This window comes from Acidovorax sp., assembly GCF_016783915.1.
Classification (GTDB): Bacteria; Pseudomonadota; Gammaproteobacteria; order Burkholderiales; family Burkholderiaceae_C; genus Acidovorax.
The window spans coordinates 1-9,007 of record NZ_JADHVT010000173.1; the positions used below are offsets into that span (position 1 = coordinate 1).

The 9,007-nt window shown below is 64.0% G+C and carries 14 protein-coding genes and 1 pseudogene; 12 read left to right on the plus strand and 3 right to left on the minus strand.

The annotated features are described in order from the left end of the window. Nucleotides 1-325: pseudogene (locus tag ISS20_RS21400) on the minus strand (hypothetical protein); the annotation flags it as partial. Nucleotides 326-342: 17 nt separating this feature from the next. On the opposite strand from ISS20_RS21400, the gene ISS20_RS21405 reads away from it, so the two are divergent. The 3 genes from ISS20_RS21405 to ISS20_RS21415 all read left to right on the plus strand — a co-directional run bounded on the left by ISS20_RS21405 (nucleotide 343) and on the right by ISS20_RS21415 (nucleotide 1,386). Next, nucleotides 343-573: a hypothetical protein gene (locus ISS20_RS21405; protein WP_291439361.1), complete on the plus strand. Its 231-nt coding sequence runs from the start codon at nucleotides 343-345 to the stop codon at nucleotides 571-573. Further along, on the plus strand, nucleotides 573-872 hold the full coding sequence (locus tag ISS20_RS21410; protein WP_291439363.1) for a hypothetical protein: 300 nt from the start codon (nucleotides 573-575) through the stop codon (nucleotides 870-872). Before ISS20_RS21405 ends, ISS20_RS21410 begins: the two co-directional genes overlap by 1 nt. A gap of 109 nt (nucleotides 873-981) precedes the next feature. Further along, nucleotides 982-1,386, plus strand: a complete 405-nt coding sequence (locus ISS20_RS21415; protein WP_291439365.1) for a hypothetical protein — start codon at nucleotides 982-984, stop codon at nucleotides 1,384-1,386. A 68-nt stretch (nucleotides 1,387-1,454) separates the two neighbouring features. Here ISS20_RS21415 and ISS20_RS21420 read toward each other — a convergent pair whose 3' ends face one another. Next, nucleotides 1,455-1,754: a hypothetical protein gene (locus tag ISS20_RS21420; RefSeq protein ID WP_291439367.1), complete on the minus strand. Its 300-nt coding sequence runs from the start codon at nucleotides 1,752-1,754 to the stop codon at nucleotides 1,455-1,457. Nucleotides 1,755-1,820: 66 nt separating this feature from the next. Continuing rightward, nucleotides 1,821-2,069: a hypothetical protein gene (locus tag ISS20_RS21425; RefSeq protein ID WP_291439369.1), complete on the minus strand. Its 249-nt coding sequence runs from the start codon at nucleotides 2,067-2,069 to the stop codon at nucleotides 1,821-1,823. Nucleotides 2,070-2,236: 167 nt separating this feature from the next. Between ISS20_RS21425 and ISS20_RS21430 the strand changes: the two genes are divergently transcribed. From ISS20_RS21430 to ISS20_RS21470, 9 genes are all read left to right on the plus strand, one after another. Next, nucleotides 2,237-2,791, plus strand: a complete 555-nt coding sequence (locus ISS20_RS21430; protein WP_291439371.1) for a phage regulatory CII family protein — start codon at nucleotides 2,237-2,239, stop codon at nucleotides 2,789-2,791. Beyond that, entirely contained in the window at nucleotides 2,788-3,000 is a 213-nt protein-coding gene (locus ISS20_RS21435) for a hypothetical protein (protein ID WP_291439372.1), read from the plus strand. The genes ISS20_RS21430 and ISS20_RS21435 overlap by 4 nt, the downstream gene beginning before the upstream one ends. Beyond that, complete coding sequence (locus ISS20_RS21440) at nucleotides 2,991-3,818, plus strand: hypothetical protein (RefSeq protein WP_291439374.1); 828 nt, start codon at nucleotides 2,991-2,993, stop codon at nucleotides 3,816-3,818. Before ISS20_RS21435 ends, ISS20_RS21440 begins: the two co-directional genes overlap by 10 nt. A 13-nt stretch (nucleotides 3,819-3,831) precedes the next feature. Next, nucleotides 3,832-4,953: a YdaU family protein gene (locus tag ISS20_RS21445; protein WP_291439376.1), complete on the plus strand. Its 1,122-nt coding sequence runs from the start codon at nucleotides 3,832-3,834 to the stop codon at nucleotides 4,951-4,953. A 163-nt stretch (nucleotides 4,954-5,116) separates the two neighbouring features. Further along, entirely contained in the window at nucleotides 5,117-5,668 is a 552-nt protein-coding gene (locus ISS20_RS21450; protein WP_291439378.1) for a hypothetical protein, read from the plus strand. After that, nucleotides 5,665-7,707: a phage terminase large subunit family protein gene (locus ISS20_RS21455; protein ID WP_291439379.1), complete on the plus strand. Its 2,043-nt coding sequence runs from the start codon at nucleotides 5,665-5,667 to the stop codon at nucleotides 7,705-7,707. The genes ISS20_RS21450 and ISS20_RS21455 overlap by 4 nt, the downstream gene beginning before the upstream one ends. 3 nt (nucleotides 7,708-7,710) lie before the next feature. Then, the gene (locus ISS20_RS21460; RefSeq protein WP_291439381.1) at nucleotides 7,711-8,061 is read left to right on the plus strand and encodes a helix-turn-helix domain-containing protein; all 351 of its coding nucleotides are present in this window, start codon (nucleotides 7,711-7,713) and stop codon (nucleotides 8,059-8,061) included. 84 nt (nucleotides 8,062-8,145) lie between these two features. Beyond that, entirely contained in the window at nucleotides 8,146-8,367 is a 222-nt protein-coding gene (locus tag ISS20_RS21465) for a hypothetical protein (protein ID WP_291439383.1), read from the plus strand. Nucleotides 8,368-8,370: 3 nt separating this feature from the next. Beyond that, nucleotides 8,371-9,007, plus strand: a 637-nt coding sequence (locus ISS20_RS21470) for a phage portal protein (protein ID WP_291439384.1), incomplete at its 3' end; no start/stop codon positions are given.

Genomic DNA, 9,007 nt, shown 5'->3' on the forward strand with positions numbered 1-9,007 from the left:
GAGCCAGTCCTTGTGCATAGGTGTACTTGCTCTGCTGTTCGACGGTCAAAACAGGTTCACCTTTGCCGTACAGCACCCAGATGGCGGGGCAGCCAATTATCAGCTCCGCCTTGACGGCGCCGGGCACGGACACGCCGCGTTTGGCCCAGTTGGTGAGGGTTTGTTCGCTTTCGCCAAGTAGGCGTGCGATCTGGGCAGGGCCTTGTGCGCCTTTCAGGTCGAAAGAGGCTTTTGCAAGGCGAGACATGGTTTCGTGCATCGGCTCAATTGTTCTGCCGCTAAACGCCTTGTTGTTAAACGCTGTGTTTGACTGGGTGCTAAACATGGTGTGTAATACCCCGCATGGACACATCAATTGATTCCGACAAAGCGCTGATCGAGCGCTTGGGGGGCAGTACCAAGGTTGCCTGCCTGCTTGGCTTCAAGAAGGATGGCGGAGTGCAGCGGGTGGAGAACTGGAAAAAACGCGGCATTCCATCCCACATCAAGGTGCGACGGCCTGATCTTTTTATGGCCGATGAGCAATCTCAGACGGCCCGCACTGCTACTGAAACCGTAGCGGGGGTGGTGTGATGGCCGATCAATCCCTCGAATGGCAACTGGATCAGACGCTCGCCGATTTCGTGCGCGAGCTTGCCGTGCTACTTGCCAATGCGTCTGAGTTGGTCCGCCAGGGCTTTCTCGATCGCCTGCCGGGACTGCTTGACGCTGGTCTCCAGCTTGAATTGGTGCCCACAGCTTGCGCAGGTGAGTGTGTCCTTGTCTCGCGGCTGCCCGACGTGCTGCGGGATGAGCTGCGTGCCGCCGCAACGGGTGCAGCGGGCTTTGGCGGTGAGTGTGTTCATGGGCATCCCTCTCGAAAGATGGTTTGAAGTGAGAAGCACATTGTCTTTCGATTGCGGGTGCCCACCAAACGTCGCGGTAGTGCCGGTCTGTATTGCGCTGGGTGCTATCAATTTTTCCATTCACTAGGGGGTTCTGATGTCCGCTGAAAGCGCTTCTGGTGCTGGCAACCTGCCGATCGATCCCTATTGCTGGCGGCATCTGCCCGTCAACCTGGGCCTCTGCGTCGCGTCCTGGGCGGCGTTGCTGGCGTGGCTGCTGGGTGGTAGTGAGGGCGCGGGCAATCTGTTCGCGGTGTGGTCCTGGTTTGTGGCGGTTGTGTCCACCATTGTGGTGGCGGCCAAACCCAAGCGCCTGACCCGTAGTGCGCCGGGGTTGCTGCGTTGGTTCTTCCGGCTGAGCGGCATTGCCCAGGTTGGCGTGCTGGCCTGGTTCGGGTGCTGGTGGGTGTTCGCGCCCAGCCTCTGGGCGTTCGTGATGGCTGCGGCTGAGCGCGGCTATGTGGCACGCCGTATTGCTGAGCAGGAGGCGGTCCATGTCTGAGGCTCGGCGAGAGGGGGTGTCTGATGCTTTGCCCCAGGTCGTGGCCATTGGTGCGGTGTATGGCCGCGTCAGCGTGCGCCGGGTGTACCCCGTAGGGCAGCCTTCTGCTGCTCGCGTCGCTGCCGACCTGATAGGTAGTTTGACCACTGCTTCCAAAGCTCCGGCCGTTGCATGCCTGGTGGTAGCCCTTCGGCAAGCCTTATCAGCGCAGCGTCGTATTCCTCCGCAATCCCCGGAAGGGCCGCTGGATCCACTCGATCCAGTAGTGCCTCCAGCATTGCCTCGGTCGCCATCAGGCGGTTTATGTGCGTCAGCTGTGTGTTTCTGAGGTCGTCGATGGATTCTTTGGCCCATTCCTCGAAGTTCATGCCTGCCCCTTTCGTCGGCTTGGTTGGTGGTACTGCCATTGTCCGGCGATTGAGGGCGGGCGCCCGTCATGTCAGCACCCGCTGCTGCAGCTGCGCCAGCGCCTGCAAGGTGCCGGGGTCTGTGCTGCGTGTGGCGGCCATGCGCTGGCGGGCGAGGGTGCTCCATGCGCGCAGGGCGTCGGCCGTGAAGGTGGGTTCGCACTCCAGCACCAGCACCAGTTGCTGCAGCAGCAGCTCCAGGGCCGCAAAGCGCTGGTCGGTGGTGGGGGGTGCTGCTGGTTCGTTTGTTTGCGTGTCTGCCATTGGTGCGGGCATGTGTGGATCCTGTGGTTGCCGTTGGGGCGGCCTGGGGTTGGTCAATGGTTCTGTCACTCGCACCTCCGTTCAAGCCGCACAGCGGCCGGGGTGCCTCCTTTCCCCACTTGTTCAGGGTCGCAGCGCGCAGGCAAGTGCGCTGTGTTCCGCTGTGCTGGGTGGTGTGGGTGCTTTTTCTGTGGAGTGTTGGCATGGGAATTAATGTCTCGATTCCGCCCGGTCTTGCCTATGGCGCAGATGAGGCGATGCCCGACATGCCGCAGGGCATGACGGTGGCCGATGCGATCTATCACACGGTGCACAGCTACCCTGGTGGGGTGGCGGCGCTGGCGGCGCGCATGGGGGTTTCGGCCAATACGCTGACGCATAAGGCGAACCCCAACAACGACACGCATCACATGCGGCCGGATGAGCTGGTGGCGATTCAGTTTTTCAGCGGCAACTGCGCGGTGCTGCAAGCCATGGCGGCGGCGCTGAACCATTCGGCTGCGCCGGCGGCGCGGGACCAGTCAGATGGTGACCCGGTAGAGGCTTTCATGCATCAGCAGCGGGCCCAGGGCGAATTCTGCGCGGCCATGGCTGATGCCTTGCAGGCTGACTGCCCCACGCCCAATGCGGTGCGCCGGGTGAGTGTGATGGCGCAGGATCTTATCGCCACCATAGGCCACCAGGTGGCTGTGCTGCGTGGGCGCATGCGTAAGGCCCCGGGGGCTGGGCAATGACCCGCACGCGCGCCTTGTGCATGTTGCTGCAGCACGGGCCGCTGCGGCTGGTGGAGATTGTGGAGATCACCGGCTGGGGGTATCACGCGTCGCGCAATGTGGTGCGGCGCTGTCGTGCTGCTGGCGCGGTGGTGAATTGCAATCTGGCTGGCTGGCCGTATCACGTTGCGCTGTCAGGCGCGGATGTGCAGGGGGCAGCATGCAGTTGAGCGTGGTGCTGCGCAACCAGGAGGCCGTGCAGGAGCAGCTGGCCAAACTGAGCGGGCCCCAGGCGCGGGCAGCCTATGCCAAGGCGTTGAACGATGCCGGGTTTCAGGTGCGGCGCGAGATGCAAAAGACCATGCGCGGGTCGTTTGTGGGTGTCACGCCGTGGATTGAGCGGTCGCCCAAGGTGTTCCCGGCCACGGCTGAAAAGCTGAGTGTGTCGGTGGCGCCCACGTTGAGCACCACCAATGCGCCCAGCAAGGGCGGCAAGGTGGGTGTGGACCCGCAGAAGGTGCTGCAGGCCCAGGAGTTCGGCGGCCGGCGTGCGGATAAGCGCAGCGAGTCGGCATTGCGCCGCGCTGGCATCTTGCCCAATGGCTACCAAACGGCAATCCCAAAGCAGCCTTACCCGGGCAGCGATGACGGCAAGGGCAACTTGCGCGGCGCGTTTGTGCAGCAGCTGCTGTCGTACCTGCAGGCGTTCAGTGAACAGGGCTTCAAGGCCAACATGTCGGACAAGCGCAAGGCCAGGCTGCGGAACCAGCAGGGCATTGGCAACATCGCCGCCAAGAAGGTCTACAAGACGACTCTGGGGGTGCGCTACTTTGTGAGCTATGGGCGGCTGCGTGGCGGCCACCTGGCCCCGGGCATCTGGGCGGCCAAGGGCACGCACGACGTGGAGCTGAAGCCGGTGCTGATGTTCGTGCGCACGCCCAGCTATCAGCCGCGCATCAGCATGGATGCAATCGCCCGCGAGAGCGATCTGCAGAACTATCTGGACAAGCGTGTGCGGTTCCGTATCCGGGAAGCCGCAGGCATCTGAATATCGATCTGGCATGAACCACTACCCACACCACATCGGTGACTTCAACACAGCGACACGGCACCTGTCACGGCTGGAGCGTGCCATTTACCGTGACGCTCTGGAGCTTTACTACGACAAGGAGTCGCCGCTGGATGGCAGTGACTTCGACCGGCTGGCGAAACGGCTGCTGTGCCGTGACGCTGAAGAGATCGCAGCTCTGCAGTTTGTGCTGGATGAGTTCTTTGAGCAGCAGGATGGCGGGCTGTGGACGCACCACCGCTGTGACCGGGAGATTGCCAAGTTCAAGGCGGCACAGGCTGACGCGGGCGTAGTGAAGTCCAATGAAAAACAGCGCCAAGCCCGCAGCCGTGCTGAGCGGTCTGCTATGTTTTCTGCACTGAAAGCGGCGGGTGTCGCGGTCAAATGGAACAGCAGGATGGGTGATCTGCGGGCGCTGTGTGCACAGCATGGCATTGCACTCCCTGGCGCGGATAGCGTCACGCCCAGCGTCACGGCGCCTGCCGTGACAGGTACGGTGACAGCGTCACAACGTCACGGCAGTGGCACGGCTACCCAGAACCAGAACCATAACCATATAAAACCCCCCAACCCCCCTGCAGGGGGGGCGGGTGCGGTGCATGAGGATTCAGCAGACCCGGGGCCCGGCGGGCAGGGCGGGGACGTGCAGGAGCAGCAGGGGGGGCAAGTCGCCCAGAGCGTGGTGGGAATGCCGTCGGCTGCGGCCATGACCACGGCCACGGCGCTGGGTGCGTTCTTCCCCGAGAAGCGGCGCACTCGCCTGGTCGAGGTGGCGCAGCTGGTGCAGTCGCTGCAGGCCGATGGCACGGTGACCAGCGCGGTGCTGCTGGCTGCTGCAGCGTCACAGGCCGCCGTGTTGTGCCGTGACGATGGCAAGGCCTGCCCGTCCATGCTGCGCTGGTTACGCGAAAGCCGGTGGCTCGACACGGCGTTGGCACCGTCGCAGGCCCAGGCTATCCCGGCTAACTGGCGTGACACACGCAGCGGTGTCGAGGCGATGGGGGTGCACATGGGGATCGGTCCATGGGACAGCGACAAGTGGCGCCTGTTCGACGGCTACGAACGCGAAGTGGTCGCAGCCGTCGAGGCCCAGGCGCAGGGGGTGGCGGCGTGATGCGCGCCCGCCGACTGTGGCCGATGCGCAACACCCCCCGGATTGTGTCCGGGTCCTCCCGGGAGGGTTGCCGCACGGGTAATTCGCACCCCGATGTCGCGCTAGTGCAGGGGTTTTGGAAAGGGTGGACGGTGGACGGTGGACTCTCTGGAGTGGACAAAACATGAGGCAGAGCGAGCTGGCAAAGGCACTCGGTTTGTCAAAGCAGGCTGTCAGCAAGCTCAAGGGGCAGGGCATGCCGGTGCACAGCGTGGAGGCCGCTCGCGCCTGGCGTGATGAGAACCTGAGCGTGGCCGCCCGCAAGGAAACCCGCGAGTCCGCACCTGCCACATCAGCTGCGCCAGCAGCACCAGCTCGAAGCCGCCCAGACCCTCGCACCTTTCCCCCGCTGCCCGATGACGACGAGGAAGACGAAGACTTCAAGGCCGCCCGCACCCGCGAAAAAATCTCAGAAGCCAACATGGCCGAGATGAACGAGGCCAAGATGCGGCGCGAGATGATCAACGTGGCCGTGGTGGAGCGCCAGCTGGCCACCGACTACGCCACCACGCGCGATGCGTTGTTGCAGATCCCCGCCCGCATTGCCCCGCTGATCGCTGGGGAGACTGACCCCGCCGCCATCCAGACCATGCTGGACGCCGAGCTGCACCAGGCCCTGGCCAATCTGGCCGGCACAGCTGAGCAGGCGAAGAACGCCGAAGGGGCCTTCGATTGACCGCGCGAGACGTGCCCGACGCGGACCTGCTGTTTGCGGAGGTCATGGCCCGCGTGCGTGCCCAGTTCTTGGCGCCGCCACCGCGCATCGACACAGCTGCATGGGCTGCCCAGTACCGGCACATTGCCAAAGGCCCCGAGCGCGGCCCATGGCGCAACGAACGCACCCCCTACCTGGTCGAGCCCATGCAGTGCGCCAGCAGCCACATGCCGTATGAGCGCGTGGTGCTGTGGTTTGCCACCCAGCTCGGCAAGTCCGAAGTGCTCTACAACTCCGTCATGCAGCGGATTCACACCGACCCGCAAGACATGATGATGGTGCAGCCCACGCTGCAGGACGCCCAGGACCACAGCGCCCAGCGCTTCCTCCCCACCATCATGCAGACCCCAGCCATGCATGGCCGGGTGGCGGTGCGCAAAAGCCGAGACGAGTCCACCAGCTGGCGCAGCCGCAGCATTCAGGGCGGCTTCACCGTGTTTTTTGCCGGAGCCAACAGCGCTGCCAGCCTGGCCTCCAAACCGCTGGGCTTCGCCGTGGCCGACGAGGTGGACAAGTGGCCCGCCGATGTGGACAACGAAGGCCCGCCCCTCGGGCTGCTCGAAGAGCGCATGAGCAACTTCGCCCGCCGCAAACTCATCATCGCCAGCACCTGCAACATCAAGGGCCAGAGCATCATCGAGGCGGAATACCTGGCCAGCGACCAGCGCCAGTATTTCGTGCCCTGTCCGCACTGCAGCGAAACGCAGATCCTGCTCTGGGGTGCAAAGACCGACTGGGGCATCAAGTGGCTCAAGACCGCGAGCGGCGAGCCCAGGCCCGAGACGGCGGTCTACATCTGCCGCCACTGCGGCGGCGCCATTGAAGAGCGCGCCAAAGACGGCATGCTGGCCAACGGCATCTGGGTGCCACAGGCGCCTGGCGCTGGCCAGGGCAAGCGTGCTGGCTTCTGGCTTAACAAGCTGTACAGCCCACTCGGCTGGCGCAGCTGGGCCAGCTTGGTCGAAGAATGGACCAACGCCCAGAAGAAAAAGCTGGAGGGCAACAGCGCCCCCCTCAAGAAGTTCCTCAACTCATCCCTGGCCGAGACATGGGAAGAGGTCGGCACCGGTGCCGACAGCCGCGCCCTGGCCGCACGTGCTGAAGACTACGACTTCGGCACAGTGCCACGCGGTGGCCTGATGCTCACCATGGGCGTGGACACCCAGCCCGACCGCCTGGAGGCCCGCGTGTGGGCCTGGGGCCGGGGTGAAGAAAGCTGGCTGGTGGCCCGCCACATCATCTACGGCGATCCCAACCTGGACGAAGGCACCGAGGGCAGCCCGTGGACCCGGCTCACCGAGATCCGCAGCACGCCCATCATCCATTCCGTCAGCGGCGCCCAGATGCTGATCGAGGCCACCGGCATCGACACCGGTGGCCACAACACCCACGCCGTGTACAGCTACTGCCGCGCCCATGCCCACGCCAAGGTGCTTGCACTCAAGGGCGCCAGCCAGTACGGCAAGCCCATCATCGGCAAGCCCAGCAACATCGACATCAACTGGCGCGGCCGCACCATCACCAACGGCGTCAAGCTGTGGCCCATCGGTACCGACACCGCCAAGCACCTGATCTATGGCCGCATGCGCCTCACCCAGGCAGGCCCAGGCTACGTGCACGTGCCCAAGGCACTGGTGGGCACCGACGAGTTCGAGCAAATGACCGCCGCCCGTCTCATGCCCGTCACCGTGCAGGGCAAGGCCAGCATGCGCTGGATCACGCCCCCAGGCCATCGGGAAGAGGGCGGCGACTGCTTTGTGTACGCCTACGCCATGGCCTGCCACCTGGGCATCCAGACATTCCGTGAACCCAGCTGGGAGCGGCGCGAACAGCGCTTCCAGCCGGTTGTCACTGATTTGTTTGCCATATCGCCTGCAAGTGCAGGTGCAACAAGCGCAACCAGCTACAAAAATAGTAGTGAACTGATGCCTGAAAAGCTGCTGCCCGCCTTGGTAAAGCCTGCTGCCAAGCCATCAGCCACCTTCCGCCGCGATTGGTAACCCATGCAAAACCCGCCAACCACCACCACCACGCCCCAGCTCGACCGCCTTGTCTCCGCCGATCCTGACCTGGTGGACCGCATCTTCGACTACATCCTGGCTGACCCAGCCATGGCGCTTGCGCTTCAGAAGCTCGATGTGCAGGTAGGCGAGTGCGGTGTGCGCAAACTGAAGGATGCGGTGCGCTCAGAATTTGCAGGTGAAAAGGTGTGGGTGAACAAACGTGAAAAGGTAGCGCATGCCGTGCTCAGCATGTTCAACGGCCGCAACGCCACCGAGGTGGCGAGACGGTTGCATATCAGCAGGGCCACTGTGTACCGGGTCATCAAGCAAGCAGGCCCAGGCCCGGGCTAAAACAGTCTCATTTTTTCTGGAAATGAGACAGATGGGCCGGTACCGTGGCCGCTTCACCACGGCTCGTAAACAGCGCCCACCACCATGTCATTCACACCAACCGACCTGCAAAACATCAATGCCGCCATCGCCACTGGTGAGCTGTCCGTAGAGGTCAACGGGCGCAAGGTGGTGTACCGCAACATGGATGACCTCATCAAGGCCCGTAACCTGATGCAGGCGGACATGGCGGCAAGCAGCGCGCCAGCGTCTCTGCCGCGCCGTGGTTCCTTTCAAGTGCGCTTCACCACAGCGCGGGGGGATTGATCCATGGCCAAAGCTGCAGTCAACCTCATTGACCGATTCATCGGCCTGCTCAACCCAGACGCAGGCCTGCGCCGTGTGCGCTCCCGTGAGCTGCTGACCCGTGCGTATGAAGGCGCCAGCCAGCGCGACGGCTGGCGCCCCCGCCGATCTGGTGCCAGCGCAAACACTGACCATATGGCCGATGCTGCCATCCTACGCACGCGGGCCCGCGCCCTGGTGCAGAACGTGCCATATGTCGCGCGCGGGCTCGAAAGCCTGGTGGCCAACACCATCGGCACAGGCATCACCCCCCGCAGCCTCGCCAAGGACGCCGCCGCCGTCGATGCCCTCTGGTCCGAATGGGCCAAGGTGGCCGATGCTGATGGCCGCAGCGACCTGTACGGCCTGCAGGCCATGGCCTACCGCGCCATGGAGCAAGACGGCGAAGTGCTGGTGCGCCTGCGCGCGCGGCGCGTAGAGGATGGCCTGCCTGTGCCCCTGCAGATCCAGGTGCTGGAGATTGACTGGCTCGACAGCTCCAAGCTCGGTGCCAATGGCTCCAACACCATCGTCAACGGCATCGAATACGACGCCCTGGGCAAGATCGTTGCCTACTGGCTCTGGGACCAGCACCCGGGCGAAATGCTGCCAGGCCGGCGTG